Source organism: Brevibacillus massiliensis (assembly GCF_000311785.1).
GTDB lineage: Bacteria > Bacillota > Bacilli > Brevibacillales > Brevibacillaceae > Brevibacillus_C > Brevibacillus_C massiliensis.
Genome location: NZ_HE978545.1, coordinates 158,063 through 173,930, shown reverse-complemented (window position 1 = coordinate 173,930; position 15,868 = coordinate 158,063). Strand labels below are relative to the sequence as shown.

General features: G+C 54.2%; 15 protein-coding genes and 1 pseudogene. All 16 read right to left on the bottom strand.

The features are described 5' to 3' along the window. Positions 1 to 50: 50 nt before the first annotated feature. On the bottom strand, positions 51 to 1,220 hold the full coding sequence (locus tag HGBM_RS20180; protein ID WP_026074551.1) for a D-alanyl-D-alanine carboxypeptidase family protein: 1,170 nt from the start codon (positions 1,218 to 1,220) through the stop codon (positions 51 to 53). 121 nt (positions 1,221 to 1,341) lie between these two features. Continuing rightward, positions 1,342 to 2,301, bottom strand: coding sequence for an ABC transporter ATP-binding protein (locus HGBM_RS20175; protein ID WP_019122895.1), 960 nt, complete (start codon positions 2,299 to 2,301; stop codon positions 1,342 to 1,344). A 16-nt stretch (positions 2,302 to 2,317) separates the two neighbouring features. Further along, positions 2,318 to 3,313 (bottom strand): ABC transporter ATP-binding protein, encoded by a 996-nt coding sequence (locus HGBM_RS20170; RefSeq protein WP_019122894.1) that lies wholly within the window; start codon positions 3,311 to 3,313, stop codon positions 2,318 to 2,320. A gap of 12 nt (positions 3,314 to 3,325) precedes the next feature. Then, the gene (locus HGBM_RS20165) at positions 3,326 to 4,240 is read right to left on the bottom strand and encodes an ABC transporter permease (RefSeq protein ID WP_019122893.1); all 915 of its coding nucleotides are present in this window, start codon (positions 4,238 to 4,240) and stop codon (positions 3,326 to 3,328) included. A gap of 7 nt (positions 4,241 to 4,247) precedes the next feature. After that, positions 4,248 to 5,177 (bottom strand): ABC transporter permease, encoded by a 930-nt coding sequence (locus HGBM_RS20160; RefSeq protein ID WP_019122892.1) that lies wholly within the window; start codon positions 5,175 to 5,177, stop codon positions 4,248 to 4,250. 180 nt (positions 5,178 to 5,357) lie between these two features. Beyond that, entirely contained in the window at positions 5,358 to 7,004 is a 1,647-nt protein-coding gene (locus HGBM_RS20155) for a peptide ABC transporter substrate-binding protein (RefSeq protein WP_019122891.1), read from the bottom strand. Positions 7,005 to 7,088: 84 nt separating this feature from the next. After that, a complete protein-coding gene (locus tag HGBM_RS20150) occupies positions 7,089 to 7,553 on the bottom strand; it encodes an Lrp/AsnC family transcriptional regulator (RefSeq protein WP_019122890.1) in 465 nt (154 codons plus the stop codon). A gap of 355 nt (positions 7,554 to 7,908) precedes the next feature. Continuing rightward, entirely contained in the window at positions 7,909 to 9,210 is a 1,302-nt protein-coding gene (locus HGBM_RS20145; RefSeq protein ID WP_019122889.1) for a pyrimidine-nucleoside phosphorylase, read from the bottom strand. A 3-nt stretch (positions 9,211 to 9,213) separates the two neighbouring features. Beyond that, positions 9,214 to 9,964: pseudogene (locus HGBM_RS28110) on the bottom strand (purine-nucleoside phosphorylase). Positions 9,965 to 9,983: 19 nt separating this feature from the next. Continuing rightward, the gene (locus tag HGBM_RS20135) at positions 9,984 to 10,796 is read right to left on the bottom strand and encodes a purine-nucleoside phosphorylase (protein ID WP_019122887.1); all 813 of its coding nucleotides are present in this window, start codon (positions 10,794 to 10,796) and stop codon (positions 9,984 to 9,986) included. 33 nt (positions 10,797 to 10,829) lie between these two features. Then, entirely contained in the window at positions 10,830 to 12,005 is a 1,176-nt protein-coding gene (gene deoB, locus HGBM_RS20130; RefSeq protein WP_019122886.1) for a phosphopentomutase, read from the bottom strand. Between the two features lie 57 nt (positions 12,006 to 12,062). Further along, positions 12,063 to 12,950, bottom strand: a complete 888-nt coding sequence (gene xerD, locus HGBM_RS20125) for a site-specific tyrosine recombinase XerD (RefSeq protein WP_019122885.1) — start codon at positions 12,948 to 12,950, stop codon at positions 12,063 to 12,065. Between the two features lie 88 nt (positions 12,951 to 13,038). After that, positions 13,039 to 13,278: a DUF4227 family protein gene (locus tag HGBM_RS20120; protein ID WP_019122884.1), complete on the bottom strand. Its 240-nt coding sequence runs from the start codon at positions 13,276 to 13,278 to the stop codon at positions 13,039 to 13,041. 58 nt (positions 13,279 to 13,336) lie between these two features. Then, positions 13,337 to 14,467 (bottom strand): alanine dehydrogenase, encoded by a 1,131-nt coding sequence (ald, locus tag HGBM_RS20115; protein ID WP_019122883.1) that lies wholly within the window; start codon positions 14,465 to 14,467, stop codon positions 13,337 to 13,339. Positions 14,468 to 14,646: 179 nt separating this feature from the next. Next, on the bottom strand, positions 14,647 to 15,108 hold the full coding sequence (gene fur, locus HGBM_RS20110) for a ferric iron uptake transcriptional regulator (protein ID WP_019122882.1): 462 nt from the start codon (positions 15,106 to 15,108) through the stop codon (positions 14,647 to 14,649). 89 nt (positions 15,109 to 15,197) lie between these two features. Next, positions 15,198 to 15,824 (bottom strand): stage II sporulation protein M, encoded by a 627-nt coding sequence (gene spoIIM / locus HGBM_RS20105; protein WP_019122881.1) that lies wholly within the window; start codon positions 15,822 to 15,824, stop codon positions 15,198 to 15,200. Positions 15,825 to 15,868 lie beyond the last annotated feature (44 nt).

Here is a 15,868-nt window from a genome sequence, read left to right as displayed (position 1 = left end):
CCACCAGTTATTTCGAGGCATCTCGATTCTTTTCGCGAATGGTCTTGCTGTCACTCGTAACTGATGAGAATTTTTCTGGTTGAACGCTTCAGAATCTCCCACATGCCGGCCTGCTCAATCGTCTGATCCGGACGCAGGTCAATCCTCGCAATTTCCTTGCCGTCTTTTTTGATAAAGATGTGTCCGACGACATCCGTCTTCTTTACCGGTGCTTGCAGGGAAGGCAGCATGACGATATCCTTCGAGAACGCATCCGGCTTTTCTCCTTTTTTGGCCAGCAGGCTGACCGGCTGCGAGGTGACAATGTTGACGGTGGGACGCTTGCCTTTGTCCACCTGGGCGATTTGAATGACGTCCCCTTTTTTGTAGAGCGGGAACACCTGAAAGTGATTAAAGCCATAGGTAAACATCGCCCCTACCTCGCTGTTGCGGGTCTTCGCGTCCGGCTCTCCCAGCACGACCGCGACAAGGCGCATGTTGTTTCGCTTCGCTGTCGCCGCCAGGCAGTAACGCGCTTCGGACGTATAGCCTGTCTTCAATCCGTCAACGCCCTCGAAAAAGCGGACAAGCCGATTGGTGTTTACCAGCCAAAACGGATTGGAACTGTCTTTGCGCAGGTAATCCTGATAAATCCCAGTGTATTTGGTGATAATTTCATGTTTTAACAGTTCTCTCGACATGATGGCAATATCGCGTGCCGTCGAGTAGTGGTCGGGAGATGGCAGGCCGTTGGAGTTGACGAAATGGGTGTTGTTCATGCCGAGCTGTTTGGCCCGTTCGTTCATCCTGGCGACAAACGCTTCTTCCGTGCCCCCGATGTGTTCTGCCATGGCTACGGAAGCATCGTTTGCGGACGCGATGGCGATCCCCTTGATCATGTCTTCTACCGTCATGACTTCACCGGGTTGCAGAAAAATCTGCGATCCTCCCATGGAGGCGGCCCGTTCACTGGTGCGAACCTGGTCTGTCAGCTTCAATTCGCCCCGATCGATGGCTTCCATGATCAAGAGCATCGTCATGACCTTCGTAATGCTGGCCGGCGCCAGTTTTTCATCCGGTTTTTTTTCATAGAGGACAGTTCCCGAATCCATCTCCATCAAAATGGCCGATTTGGCCCGCGGTGCCATATTTACCCCTGATTCAGACGCTGCAAAAGCTGATGAGGAAAAGAAGGCGAAGCTGATGAGACTTGTGATCACGATGCGGCAGAACCTTTTCATAACGCTTTTTTCCCTCCATTTCATGATCCTAGTCTCCCCATCGCCAAAGGAAAATATTCACAACAAAAAACCTCCTTTCCACTTTGAAAAAGGAGGTTTGAACAGGGTGGCTCGATTTGGATTAATTGAACAGATGGCAGGCTGCCCAGTGGCCTGGTTTTACTTCCTTCCAGACCGGTTCCATCGCGGCGCACTCCGGCATCGCCTTCGGGCAGCGAGTGCGGAAATGACAGCCGCTCGGCGGGTTCATCGGGCTTGGCACATCCCCTTGCAAGACGATGCGCTCGCGCTTCCGTTCCACTTCCGGATCGGGAATCGGGATGGCTGACAAAAGAGCCTGGGTATAAGGGTGAAGCGGATTCTCGTAAAGGGCTTCGCTGTCTGCCAGCTCCACCATTTTTCCCAGGTACATCACGGCGACCCGATCGGAGATGTATTTTACCATCGACAGGTCGTGGGCGATAAACATGTACGTTAACCCCATTTTTTCCTGCAACTGTTCCAGGAGGTTGACGACCTGGGCTTGAACCGACACGTCAAGCGCGGAGATGGGCTCGTCGCAGACGATGAATTTGGGTTCGACCGCCAACGCCCGGGCGATCCCGATACGCTGGCGCTGGCCGCCGGAAAACTCATGGGGGAACCGGTTCATGTGCTCCGGATTTAAACTGACCAGCGAGAGCAGTTCCTGAATCCGTTCCTTCCGTTTCGCACCGGACGCCAGGTTGTGGATGTCCAGCGCTTCGCCGATGATATCGGCAACCGTCATCCGCGGATTAAGCGATGCGTACGGATCCTGGAAGATCATCTGCATGTTGCGCCGCATCGCCTTTAGCTCCTGCCGGTTCAGCTTGTTGATGTTTTTCCCTTCAAACAGCACTTCACCCGACGTAGGCTCGTACAGGCGCAGCATCGTGCGGCCGGCGGTAGACTTGCCGCAGCCGGACTCGCCAACGACGCCTAAGGTTTCACCGCGCTTGATGTCAAACGTCAAGTCGTTAACCGCCTTTAGCGTATTGTCCCCTACTTTAAAAAACTTTTTCAAGTTGCGGACTTCAATCAATGTATCGCGTTTTTCCACAGCTTTTCCCTCCATTCTACGAGCCCACGCGCGATTTCGCCAGCGGATGCTGCAGCCAGCAAGCACAGCGCTGGGTTCTGCTGACTTCTGTCATCTCGGGATCCGCTTCGCGGCAGATGCGCATCGCAGAGTCGCAGCGCGCGGTAAAACCGCAGCCGACCGGAGGCTTCAACAAATCCGGCGGGGTGCCGAAAATCGGCGTCAGCGGCTCGTTCCGGTTGAGGTCGAGGCGCGGGACGGAATGAAGCAGCCCTTTGGTGTACGGGTGCTGCGGATTGTAAAAAATATCGTCAACCGTGCCCGTTTCGATCACCTTGCCGGCGTACATGACGATGACGCGGTCGCACATCTCCGCGACAACGCCCAGGTCATGGGTAATCAGGATGATCGATGTATCGGTTTTCTTCTGTAAATCTTTCATCAATTCAAGAATCTGGGCCTGGATCGTCACATCCAGAGCGGTAGTGGGTTCATCGGCGATCAAGAGTTTCGGCGAACAGGCCAGTGCGATTGCGATCATCGCCCGCTGGCGCATCCCGCCGGAAAACTCGTGGGGGTACTGCTGCACGCGCCGCTCCGGCTGCGGAATGCCGACCAGCGTCAACAGCTCAATCGCCCGTTCGCGCGCTGCCGTGCGCCCCATGCTTTGGTGTTTCATCAAACCTTCCATGATCTGATTTCCGATCGTCATGGTTGGGTTGAGCGATGTCATCGGGTCCTGGAAAATCATGCCGATCTCCTTCCCGCGAATCGACTCCATTTCTTTATTGGACTTGGTCACAATATCCTCGCCGTTAAACAGGATTTGACCTGCCTTAAACTCGCCGGGAGGCATCGGGATGAGTTTCATGATCGATTGGGCGGTGACGGATTTGCCGCAGCCAGACTCCCCGACGATCGCGACTGCTTCCCCGCGATTCACGTGAAAGTTGACGCCGCGCACAGCTTTTACTTCTCCGGCATAGGTGTGGAAAGAAACATGCAAGTCTTTTACTTCAAGTATGCGCTCCATTGCGTTCTCCTCCTATTTGCGCAGACGCGGGTCAACCGCATCGCGAATCCCGTCGCCGAGCAGGTTAAAGGCCAGCATCGTCAAGCTGATAAAGACAGCCGGAAACATCAGGCGCCACGGGTAGTACCTCATCGCCGGCAGCCCGTCTGAAGCCATCGTCCCCCAGGATGCGACCGGAGCGGATACCCCCAGTCCGAGGAAGGAGAGGAACGATTCGCTAAAGATTGCCGTTGGCACGGACAAGCTCAGCGTGACGAGAATCGGCCCAAGGACGTTGGGAATCAAATGTTTGAAGATGATTCGCTTGCTGTCTGCGCCAAGGGACAGGGCGGCAAGCACATACTCCTGTGATTTTAGCTGCAGGACCTGCCCGCGCACGATCCGGGCCATATTGATCCATCCCGTCAGCCCCATGGCCAAAATAATCGTCACGACCCCAGGCTGGAAGACGACCATGAGCAAGATGACGACCAAAAGGTACGGCACGGCAAAGATAATATCGGCAATCCGCATCATCACCTCGTCGACTCGGCCGCCGAAGTAACCGGCAATGCCTCCCCAAATCACCCCGATCACCAGGTCGATCAAGGCAGCAGCGATCCCGACAGTCAAGGATATCCGGGCGCCGTACCAGACGCGGACGAAAACATCGCGGCCGAGGTCATCCGTACCGAACCAGTGCTCGCCGGAAGGGGGCTTGTTTTTCCCCACCAGATCAGTCGAGTAGTAGTTATGCCCGCTGAACATCGGGACAAAAATCGCGCCGATCAGAATGATCACCAGAAATACGAGCGAAATCATGGCAATTTTATTCGAGCGCAAACGGCGCCAGGCATCGCGCCAAAAAGAGAGGCTGGGCCGTTTGATTTCTTCCGCCTGACGGAGATCCATCGATATCGGCTGGAAATGTTCTTTCGTCAATTGCATGGGAATCCTACTCCTTTCCACCCGTCAGTTTAATTCGCGGATCGATCAATGTGTAGCAGATGTCGACAAGCAGGACGAGCACGACCAAGAGAATCGAATAAAACACCGTCGTCCCCATGATGACAGTATAGTCCCGATTGGAAATCGACAGGACGAACTCCCGGCCAAGTCCCGGAATTCCGAAGATCCGTTCAATGACGAACGACCCTGTCAGAACGCCTGCCGAGAGCGGCCCCAGGTAAGAGACGACCGGCAGGAGAGCGTTGCGAATCGCGTGTTTGACTGTCGTGGTAAAGGTGCTCAAACCTTTCGCCTTCGCCGTTTTAATGTAATCCTGGCTCATGATCTCCAGCATGTTGGACCGCGTCAGGCGGGCAATAAAGGCGAGCGGCAGAGCAGCCAAGGCGAACGAGGGGAGCACCGTGTGCTTAAAGCTTCCCCACTGGGCAATCGGAAACCAGCCCAGTTTAATCGAAAAAATGTACTGGTAAAAGGACGCGAGAATAAAACTGGGCACGGACAGCCCCAAAACGGCGATGAGCATCGAGATGTAATCCGCCGATTTGTTGTGGCGCAGCGCCGCCAGCACCCCCAGGCTAATCCCGCCGAATACGGCGATCAGCAGCGCTTGGATCCCGAGGTGGAGTGAAACAGGGAAGCCCCGGTTGATAATATCATTAACGGTAGATGATTTCTCTTTAAACGAAGGGCCCAAATCCCAGGTAATCACCCTCTTCAGATAATCGATGTACTGTTCAAATACAGGTTTGTCCAGTCCGTAGTACTTGTCAAGCGCAGCCTGAATCTCCGGGGGAACAGCCTTCTCGCCAGTAAAAGGGCCGCCGGGAACGGCGCGCATGAGAAAGAAAGTTGCGGTAATAATCAAGAACAAAGAAATGATCATGAAAACGACGCGCTTTGATAGGTATCGGATCAATTCTACTACCTCCTTGTCAGGATATCATTCTGTGCACACTTCCCATTTTTGCCCTGCCGATGCTCACCCGTGGGCAATGCAAAAATCGAACGTGCCGCGTTTGGAAAAAGTTAAGGTATATGGACATCCATATACCTTAACTGAACAGCCCTATCGTTGCAAAACCCACTGTATCCACTTCTAATTTTCAAAATAAGCTCCCTTAAAGTCAATGTTTCCAAGCACATCGACAGTAACGCCTTTTAATTTCGGATTCTGTACCCAGGCATCAGTCTGGAAGTATACGGGGGCAATCGGCATTTCATCCATCAGAATTTGTTCGGCATTGATGAGAATTTTTTTGCGTTTTTCCGTGTCAGGTTCTACTAAGGCTTTGTTCAAGAGATCTTTGTACTGCGGATTTTCCCAGTTCGTGTCGTTTGTCCCGTTGTCTTTTTCTTTAAACAGCTCCAGGAAGTTGATCGGATCGTTGAAATCGCCGAGCCAGCCCATCCGGCCTATCTGGTAATCGCCGCTGTGGAGCGTATCGATGTAGACCTTCCACTCCTGGTTTTGCAGTGTTACGTCTACGCCGAGGTTTTTCTTCCACTGGTCCTGGACCGCCTGGGCGATTTTTTGATGGGCTTCATACGTATTATAGGACAGCGTGATCGGCGGCAGCTTGGTGATGCCAAGCTCGCTCATGCCTTCTTCCAGCAGCTTCTTGGCCGTCGCAACGTCGTTGTCTTTGAAGTAGCCGTCAGGTTTGATGGTCATGGTCGTGGGCACCGCACCTGTTGCCGGAATTTCCCCTGTCTGCGTGATGTTGTCTATAATTTCTTGACGGTTGATCGCATAGGCGAACGCCTTGCGGATCTTTGCGTTGTTGAACGGCGGCTTTTCCGTGTTGAATTTGTACCAGTACACGGCGGCAAGCGGCTCTGTTTGCAAGATTCCCTGTTCTTTCAGATGGGGAATGGAGTCAGTCGGCAGCGAGCTGAGCGGCTTGCCGGCCCAGTCGAAATCCCCCTGTTGAAACATGGACAGCTCGGTGTTTTCATCCTCAATCATGGAAAACTTGATCTTGTCGATCTTCACTGCATCTTTATCCCAGTAGCTGTCATTCTTGACCAAGGTCATCTGGTTCTTGTGATCCCACGATTCCATTTTGAACGGACCGTTGCCGACGATCGTGCTGGCTTCATTGGCCCAGTTCTTATTGCCTTCCACGACCTTCTTGTTCACCGGCGAATAGGTATAGAATGCAGTCAGCTCAAGGAAATACGGCGTCGGGTGTTCCAGTGTCACTTGCAAGGTCTTGTCGTCCAGCGCTTTCACGCCGACATCGTCACGGCTTGCTTTGCCCTTGTTGTACGCTTCCGCATTTTTCACATAGTACAGCTGGTAGGCGTACTTGGCTCCCGTCGCCGGATCGAGCACGCGCTTCCAGGCGAACTCGAAATCATGCGCCGTTACCGGGTCGCCATTGCTCCACTTCGAATCGCGAAGATGGAAGGTGTAAGTCAGCTTGTCGTCTGAAATATCAATTTTTTCTGCAACGCCTTCGATCGGTTTGGCATTCTTGTCAAGACGGGTCAGTCCATCGAACACCGCGCGAATGACTGCACCGGAAATGTTGTCCTCCGCAAGGCCCGGATCTGCGGTTGGCGGCTCGGAGTGCAGGTTCATTCGGATCACCTGTTCTCCTTTTGGCGTCTCGGCCGGCTGATTCTGAGTCTGGTCCGTCGAGTTCGCAGGCTGCGCGTTATTGCTCTGACCGCATCCTGCCAGGACAGTGCCCAGGACCAGCAAAGAACTTACCAATGCAATGACACTTTTCTTCAACATAACAACCCCCAAGTAAGAAATTTTACTATCTTTTCTGACAATCAGGCATGCGTTTGGAAAACCCGGCATCAACTCCTCTCACAATCAAGAAACGTCGTCATCATGAACGAGACAGGAATAGTCTTTGTATTGCTTCAATTCGATTGAGACGTCTGCCGAGACAATTCCTTCGATCTGTGACAGCCGTTCATTGACGAACGAGACCAACGCTTCATTATCGTGAAACAAAGCAGAAACAATCAAGTCGTGCTTGCCGCTGAACGCACCGACGAACCGGATTTGCGGAAGTTTGCATAATGCCTGGGCCACTTGAGCCTGCCAGCCCAGTCTTGTCGTGAGTCCGATGATCGCCTGAACGTGCAAGCCCATTTTTTCGGGATTCGTCCGGATGACAAAGGTAAACACCCCGTCTTGAACCATCCGCGCAATGCGGGAACGGATCGTCCCCTCGCTTAATCCCAGCTGATTAGCAATTTCTGTATAGGGGACTCTGCCGTCTTCTTGGAGGATTTGCAAGATGTGTCTGTCGATATGGTCCAATTTTTTCACTGGCAGCTCTCCAATACCTACATTTCTTGCAAACGTCTTGTACGATTTTTCGTATACGTTAATAGCGTATTTACGAAATTCGCAAAAATCACAGCAGTTCAATCTGTTAAATTTAAAATAAACTGAAATGATAGCGGTGTCAACGGAATTTGGCTAAACGAAAATAAAACATTATAAAGCGCATTTTATCTGTAAAATTATTTTTTATTCGAAGCAAAAAAAGGCCCCGGGGGAAAATGCGTTGTCACTCGGGCATCACAGATAGACGTTCTGGAAAGCCTAACCTCTTCGCTTCAGGCTGTACAAGGTTAAACTTTCCAGATCGATAAAAAAAGATAAGTTTTTTATTGAAACTTTATATTATTTTACGAATCAACGGCTGCGTTTGCACGCTTTCTGCGGCAATGGAAAACGCAGCTTCAACCTCCTGCCGGGCTGTTTCGGCAAGCTGCAGATCATTGGCGTGGATGACGGCAAGCGTATCGCCGGGGGCCACCTCGGCCCCGACTTTTTTCGAAAGGACGATGCCGACAGCGTAATCGATCGGCGCTCCTTTTGTCAGCCTGCCGGCCCCCAGAACCACGGAAGCGTGGCCGATCCGCTCGGCGTCGATCCCGGAGATGCAGCCGGCCTGACTGCACTTTACTTCGATCTGATGGGACGAGCGCGGCAGCAGGGAAGGATTTTCGACTGCTTCTGCACGGCCCCCCTGCGCGCTGACCAACTCAGCCAGTTTGGCCAGCGCTTTGCCATTTGCGAGCTGCTGGCGAAGCAGTTCGTAGGCCGCGGTAAAATCGGCCTCTGCCTGCCCGAGAACCAGCATGTGAGCGCCGATCGTGAGCGCCAGTTCAGACAAGTCGTCCGGCCCTTTGCCTGCCAGCGTGTCAATCGCCTCCCGCACTTCCAGCGCGTTGCCGACAGCGTAGCCGAGCGGTTGGTTCATATCGCTGATCACCGCGACCGTTTTCCGCCCTACCTGTTCGCCGATTGCAACCATCGCCCTCGCCAGTGTCTCGGCCTCTTCCAGCGTCTTCATAAAAGCGCCCTTGCCCACTTTTACGTCCAGCAGAATCGCATCGGCACCCGCCGCGATCTTCTTTGACATGATCGAACTGGCGATCAGCGGCACAGCCTCGACGGTAGCCGTGACATCGCGCAGGGCGTACAGTTTTTTGTCAGCGGGAGCCAGGTTTCCCGTTTGGCCGATGACAGCGACACCGATATCGCGTACTTGCCTGAAAAAATCTGCTTGCGAAAGCTCTACTTGAAACCCGGCAAAAGACTCCAGCTTGTCGATCGTCCCGCCGGAGAATCCGAGGCCCCGCCCCGACATCTTGGCTACGGGGATGCCGGCGGAAGCGACCAAGGGGGCGACTACTAAGGTAATCTTGTCTCCCACTCCCCCGGTACTGTGCTTATCCACCTTGATCCCCGGGATTGCCGAGAGGTCAAGCTGGTCGCCCGATTCGACCATCGCCATCGTCAAGTCCGCCGTTTCCCGCGGCGTCATCCCTTGGAAGTAGACTGCCATCGCCCACGCCGCCATCTGGTAGTCGGGAATGGAACCGTCTGTGTATCCCTTGACCAGCTCGTAGATTTCTTCGCGCGAAAGTTCGTGTCCGTCCCGTTTTTTTGCAATTACATCTGTCATCCTCATTGTTTATACCCCGGTTACTATACTTTTCACGAGTGAAATAAAACGCGGCCGGGTGCGGTTGGCTACCTCCATGACCTGTTCATGGGTAAGCGGCTCCAGCTCTTCGCCGAGCGCCATATCCGTAATACAGGAGATCCCGAGCACCCGCATGCCGGCATGGTTTGCGACAATCACTTCCGGTACCGTCGACATGCCCACCGCATCTCCGCCGACGCGCCTCAGCATGATCAACTCTGCCGGCGTCATGTAGGCGGGCCCGCTGATGGCGCAGTAGACCCCTGTTTGCGCCTTGAATCCCAGTTCATCTGCCTTGGTTTGCGCCATCTTCAGCAGCTCGCTGGCATAAGCCTTCGACATGTCGGGAAACCGGGGGCCGAACTCTGCCAGATTGGGCCCGATCAGCGGATCCGGCCGCATTGGTCACGATCAGTGTCTCGACCCCAAGCTTTTTCATCACGTACACCGGAAAGGTGACTTCGCTCATACTGTAGCCTTCGTAATAGTGAAAGCGCCCCTGCATGGCGATGACCGGTGTGCCGTTCAAGATTCCCGCTGCAAGACGTCCGGCGTGACCGGCCACCGTCGACACCGGAAAATGGGGGATTTCCTCGTAGGGAATCCGCACGCCCTCTTCGATCTCATCGGCAAGTACGCCCAGACCCGACCCCAAAATGAGCCCGGCACGCGGCGCACACTTCAGCCGTTCGGCAATATACGAAGCTGCCTCCTTGATCTTCGTCAGCTTGTCTTCCATCCTGGACCGCCTTCCTTCTCTACATTTTGGCGATGATCCTGTGCATGAGGGCAAGGAACTGTTCTTTCACCCTTTCCGTCGTCTCCATTACTTCTTCGTGGCTCAGCGGCTGATCCAAAATCCCGGCGGCAACATTGCTGATACAGGAGATGCCGAGTACCTCCACTCCCATGTGGCGGGCGACGATTACCTCCGGTACGGTAGACATCCCGACTGCATCACCGCCAAGCGTTCGCAGCATGCGGATCTCTGCAGGTGTCTCGTAACTTGGTCCGAGCAGTCCGGCGTAGACGCCCTCTTGCAGGTGAATGCCGAGTTCGCCGGCCGCTTCCTTGGCAAGGGCCCGCAGTCGCTTGGAATACGCCTCGGACATATCCGGGAAGCGAACGCCGAGAGATTCGTCATTCGGTCCGATCAGCGGATTGCGGAAGGTCAGGTTGAGGTGGTCGGCGATCAGCATCAGGTCTCCCGGGCGGTAGCTGGTGTTGATTCCGCCCGCCGCATTGGTCACCAGAATCGTTTCGACGCCGATTGCCTTCATGACCCGGATCGGGAAGACGACGGCGCTGAGGTCATGTCCCTCGTAATAGTGAAAACGCCCCTGCATGGCGACAACCTGTTTCCCTTCCAGTCTGCCGATCACCAGCTGCCCTTTATGTCCTTCCACCGTCGACGTGGTAAAGTGAGGAATTTCGTGGTAAGGAATGACGACGGCATCTTCGATCTCGTCCGCCAGCACGCCCAGCCCTGAGCCCAGAACGAGGCCCACCTGTGGCCTTGTTGCAATCTTTTCTTCAATGAATCGCTTTGCTTCCAAAATTTTGTTATCCATCCTGTTTTCTCCTCACATTCTCTTGTTCTCTGGTCAAATATCGGCCAAAAAGCTTCGCCCAATGGCAGGCATCTGAACGCCGAAGTTGTCGGCGATCGTCGCGCCGACATCGGCAAAGGTCTCGCGCACACCCAGGCTTTTGCCGGCCGTTATCCCCTTGTGGAAAACAAGCAGCGGCACGTACTCCCGCGTATGGTCGGTTCCGTGATGGACAGGGTCATTCCCGTGGTCGGCGGTGATGATCAGCAAGCTGTCCTCTCCAAGCGCCTCCAGGAGTTCCGGAACGCGCCCGTCAAACTCCATCAGCGCCTTTCCGTAGCCCTCGGGGTCGCGGCGGTGGCCGTATTTCGCGTCAAAGTCGACCAAGTTGACAAAGCTGAGCCCCGTAAACTCCTCTTTCATCGTCGTCAGCAGCTGATCTACCCCGTCCATGTTGTCTTTTGTCCGGATCGCCCGGGTAACGCCTTCCCCGTCGTAAATGTCACTGATCTTGCCGATCGCGATCGAGGCCAAGCCGGCGTCGGCCAGCCGGTTCATCACCGTCGGTCCAAACGGTTTGACCGAGTAATCATGCCTGTTGGCCGTGCGGATGAAGGAACCGGGTTGTCCGACGAACGGGCGGGCGATGACCCGGGTGACGGCAAACTCGTCCTGCAGCGTCAGTTCGCGGGCCACTTCACAAATGCGGTACAGCTCATCGAGCGGAATGACGTCTTCGTGGGCCGCGATCTGAAATACGCTGTCAGCCGAGGTGTAGACGATGACCGCCCCGGTACGCATATGCTCCTCGCCAAGCTCGTCGATGATCTCCGTACCCGACGCCACTTTATTTCCCAGCACCTTTCTGCCGATCCGCTGCTCGAACGTCCGGATCAGCTCTTCCGGAAATCCGTCCGGATACGTGCGAAACGGCGTCGCTACATGCAGGCCCATGATCTCCCAATGGCCGGTGGTCGTATCCTTCCCAATCGAAATCTCTTTCATTTTGCCCCAATCTGCCATGGGTGAGGCTGTTTCGGGCACGTTGTGAAGCGGTGCAATATTGCCGAGACCGAGCCGAGCCAGATTGGGCAGCGCAAAACCGGTTACCCGCTCGGCGATGTGGCCCAGCGTGTTCGCTCCTTCGTCATGGAAGCGGGCAGCATCCGGCAGTTCGCCAATTCCGACACTGTCCAATACGATTAAAAAAACGCGCGAAAAACGTGGCATCATGAAGCCCTCCTTTGTTGTCAGTGGTTTTGCGGCAGCGCCCAGAAAAAAGAGAGCTTATGCTCTCGGATGGGTTTTCGCATAGACGTCTTTGATCCGCGTACGAGTCACATGCGTGTAAATTTGTGTGGTGGAGATGTCGGCGTGCCCCAACATTTCCTGAACCGAACGCAGGTCGGCGCCATTCTCGAGCAGATGGGTGGCAAACGAATGCCGCAGTGTATGCGGGGTAATTCCCGCCCGGATATTTGCCTGCACGGCGTACTTCTTGATGATCTTCCAAAACCCCTGGCGCGTGATCCGCTTCCCCAAGTGGTTGAGGAACAGGGCGGTTTCACTCTTTTGCTTCAACAGGCGCGGCCGGCCTGTCATTATGTACTCCCGGACGACATCAATCGCGGTTCTGCCCAGCGGAATAATCCTTTCCTTCGAGCCTTTTCCCATGCACTTGAGAAATCCCATATCCAAATTCACGTCTCCCACGTGCAGATGAACCAGTTCGGAGACGCGAATACCCGTCGCATACAGCAGCTCCAGCATGGCCTTGTCCCGCAGCCCTGCGGGTCTGCTGGTAACCGGCCCCTCGAGCAGCCGCTCCACTTCATCCACCGCCAGCACCTTGGGCAAGCGCTTTTCAATCTTCGGCGTCTCCAGGTGAATCGACGGATCCTTGTCCAGGTACCTGTCGCGGACGAGAAATTGGTAGAAGGCGCGAATCGACGCCAGGTTGCGGGACAAGGTGGCTGTCGCTCTGCCTTTTTCCTGCAGCATCAACAAATAGCCGATGATCTGACCGCGTGTCGTCTCTTCAATCCGGGTAACTCCCTGTTCGCGAAGGTAGGATACATAAGTGACCAGATCTCGTTGGTAGGATTCGAGGGTATTTGCCGCCAGCCCTTTTTCTACTGCGAGATAGTGTGTAAAGTGGTCGATGAGCATATCCATCGGCGGACGTCTCCTTCAGGTGATGTGTTCACATAATCATTCCACACCTGGCGGACAAACTCCTCTTTTTTTGGACGAAAAGCTGTCCTTACTCACCGACCAAATAGAATAGCTGAACCCTCCGCAGATACCACTCAAAATCAGCAGCCGGCTCGTTTTGAACCGCCTTCACGACCTTGACCGCATTGCCGTGCGGCTCCCGGTACGGATTGCCCGGCAAAAACCGATCTGACAAGAACATCACGATGGCATAGCACACCAGAGAACAGGTGATAAAGACGAGGAAGAAGCGGACCAACTCCATCAGACGCCGCAATGTTATTCCCATATATGCTCCTCCAGCGTATCGTTTGACTTTATGTTATGCGCTTGTCCCTCTTTACATGCTAGGTTCGCGCTTCCGGTATGACCTCGGTCAGGGGGGTGTACGGCATGGAGAGCGATTTGGCAACCGCCTCGTAGACGATCTTGCCGTTGATGACATTGACTCCGCGGGCCAGGGCGCGGTTTTCGCTGACGGCTGTGCGGTACCCCTTGCCGGCAATCTGCAGCCCATAGGGTACGGTAACATTGGACAAGGCGATCGTCGATGTCCGCGGGACTGCCCCAGGCATGTTCGCCACAGCGTAGTGGACCACGCCATGCTTGACATAGGTGGGATCGCTGTGTGTGGTGATGCGGTCGCTCGTCTCAATCGACCCGCCCTGATCAATCGCGACATCGACGATCACCGAGCCGGGGGACATCGTTTTGACCATCTCTTCCGTAACCAAATGAGGTGCCCGGGCCCCCGGGATCAGCACCGCCCCGACCAGCAGATCAGCATCTCTTACCGCATGGGCGATGTTGTAGGGATTGGACATCAGCGTTTTCAAGCGTCCCTGGAACTGATCGTCCAATTCGCGCAGCCGGTTGGCGTTGATGTCGATCATGGTGACATCCGCCCCCATGCCGATCGCAATCTTTGCCGCATTCGTACCGACGATCCCGCCGCCGATGATGACGACTTTTCCAGGTGGAACTCCCGGTACCCCGCCGAGCAGCACCCCTTTGCCGCCGTACGGCTTGCTGAGAAACTGCGCTCCCACCTGAACGGACATGCGACCCGCCACTTCGCTCATCGGCATCAAGAGCGGAAGCGCCCTGTCGTCGGTTTGAATTGTTTCATACGCGATGCCGACGACTTTTTTAGCGATCAACTGCTCCGTCAACTCCCGCTCCGCCGCCAGATGCAGATAGGTAAACAGGATCAGATTCTCGCGAAAAAACCCGTATTCTTCAGGGAGCGGCTCCTTCACCTTGCAAATCATCTCCGCTCGGCTCCATACCTCTTGCGCCGACTGGACCACCTGTGCTCCGACCGCCTGGTAATCCTCATCCGTAAAACCGCTGCCTGCTCCCGCCTGTGTCTCCACGATGACCTCATGACCGGCATGTTTGTAGGCGGCTGCCCCTGCCGGGGTCAACCCTACGCGGTTTTCGTTGTTTTTTACCTCTTTGGGAACTCCGATGATCATACCGCAACCCCTCCTGCAAATGGATTCCTCCCTATCTTGCCACAACCCGCCGATTTGCAAACAAAACGGTCATGACCGTTTTGTTACCGCAAGCGGTTACATTTAAGTTTTATGAAAAACGTCAAGACGTTTTTCACAGATAACGAAAAAACTCCTCCATCCCGGAGAAGTTTTTACACTCACTTGTAATCTTCTATGTTGACATGATCGATGCAGCGGTGGCAAATTCCGTAAAAGGTTAAACGATGATCCAACATGACAAAGTTGTAGTTGGCCTTCAGGCGCTCATCAACACCGGACAAGAGGTCTTCAAAGATCTCATCCACCGTTCCGCAGTGGCGGCATACGAGATGGTGGTGGTGATGCTCTGAATTGTCATCGCTCAGGTCGTAGCGGGCAACTCCATCGCCAAAGTTCATTTTGTGGAGGATTCTCAGTTCACTCAAAAGTTCCAAGGTACGGTATACGGTGGCCAAACCAATCTCGGGGGCTTTTTCCTTTACCAGCATATAGACGTCCTCAGCGCTCAGATGATCCTGTTCATTTTCCAGCAACACCCGAACCGTGGCCTCCCGCTGCGGTGTCAATTTATAGTTATGGGATTGTAATTGCTGCTTTATTTTTTCTAACTTCTCGTCCATAATGCCCCTCCCCGTTCGCATGAAACCTGTTCCTATTATAGTAGAGGGCATTCAAATAAGTCAAATACGTTCTTATTTGATAATAATTCTTACTTGAGGACGTACTGCATCAGATGCGGCGTGACAAACGCTTCGAATAAGGCTGCTATCGTGAGAATCGCCAACATTCCGGCCGCCGTCGCCGTATAGGTGGCGAAGTAAGGCAAAATCTCTCCCTTTTTAAATAAAAACCGGGTGCGCATCAACCGGAGGGAGAAGGCCGTTCCGCTGACCCCGACGATCAACAGGGCGGGGACGATCAGCATGTTCTGCGGCAGGATGCCCGTCAGCGAAAACAAGATTCCCTGCCACTTCAGCTGGTTGACGATGAAGCCGACCGTAAATCCGACCATCATGCCCTTTAGGAAAAGCAGCAGCAAAATGATCGGCAGCCCGATAACAGACAGGCCGAACACCCACATGATCCCCACCATTTTCAAGTAGTAGCCAAACGAATGCTGGAATTGGGCATTTGCATCGGGAACGCCGTGCTCCTGCAGGTCCAGGAAAAAGTACTGGATGAAACTGAACAGTTCCTGCTTTTGCGGCTGCGCCAACGAACCCGCGACAATCGAGCCGAAGATAATGCCCATCGCAAATAAGACAACGGTAAATACATAGTGCATTTGGTGTTCCTGCATGTAGCTGCGGACAGTTTGTCCAACCCGTCTGTGCACCCAAGCTCGCCTCCCTGCGCAAGATACTTATACCTATGCGCCCT